Source organism: Gluconacetobacter entanii (assembly GCF_013155425.1).
GTDB lineage: Bacteria > Pseudomonadota > Alphaproteobacteria > Acetobacterales > Acetobacteraceae > Novacetimonas > Novacetimonas entanii.
In genome coordinates this window covers 1-886 of sequence record NZ_JABJWD010000098.1, presented here as the reverse complement: position 1 = coordinate 886, position 886 = coordinate 1, and the positions used below count along the sequence as shown (strand labels likewise).

Genomic DNA, 886 nt, shown 5'->3' with positions numbered 1-886 from the left:
GGGTGCCTCTGCGGCGGGGGCGGGAGCAGGCGCATCGGCGGCCGGCGCGGGCGCTGCATCCGGTGCGGGGGCCGCGGCGTCAGCAGGCGGGGCGGCCGGCGCGTCCGCCGGGGCGGCGGCGGAAGGGGCACCCGCGCCATCGGTCGGGGGTGCGGAAACCGCCGGCGCGTCTGCTGCCGGGGCCGCGTCCTGCGCCAGCGCCGCAAGCGGAGACGAAACGCACAGCATGGCGGCGAAAGCTGCCGAGGTGATGAGAGCGTGTTTGCGATGCAGTCTGATCATTTACTCAGGATCCTCTAGACAGGACGTGTTGTTTTTAGAAGCTGCGGGGGACTGCGAGCCCCCGCATCGCAACATTGGCTGACACCGCCACACTCAGTCGTTCAGGCTGAATGTGATGGTATAAAGGTGATGAAATTCCTTGACCGGAACACCATTTTTCACGGCCGGAGCGTAACGCGACTGACGCACGGCACGCAGCGCGGCATCGGCAAACGGCTGCCCACCCTTCACGCTCATGACCTGACAGTTGCTGGTCGCACCCGTCGTTTCAACGTCACACGCAACGGTCACGACGCCTTCGCGACCCGCATCCGACATTTCTTCCGGATATTCGGGCACCACATGGTTCAGCGGCGACGAACCGGCCATGTGATCGGGCACTGGCGGCGCATTGGACACCGGCGCATCCGACGACGACGGCGGGGTCACCTTGGCCGGCGGCATGGGCTTGGGCGGCTTCGTATGCGTCACGTGCTTGATCGGCGGCGGCGGCGCCTGGACCTGGATCTTCGGCGGCGGGATGTACGGCGGCGGCGGCTGCGTGATCACCGGCGGCGGCGGCGGCGGCGGTGGCGGCGGCGGTGGCGGCGGCGGCTCCTTGATC

Annotated in this window: 1 protein-coding gene and 1 pseudogene; both read right to left on the bottom strand. The window is 68.6% G+C overall.

The genetic code is table 11. From position 1 onward, the window contains the following. Positions 1–282: pseudogene (locus HNH97_RS15210) on the bottom strand (MotA/TolQ/ExbB proton channel family protein); the annotation flags it as partial. 93 nt (positions 283–375) lie between these two features. Continuing rightward, positions 376–886: energy transducer TonB (locus tag HNH97_RS15205; protein ID WP_171791448.1), on the bottom strand; the 511-nt coding region annotated here is incomplete at its 5' end.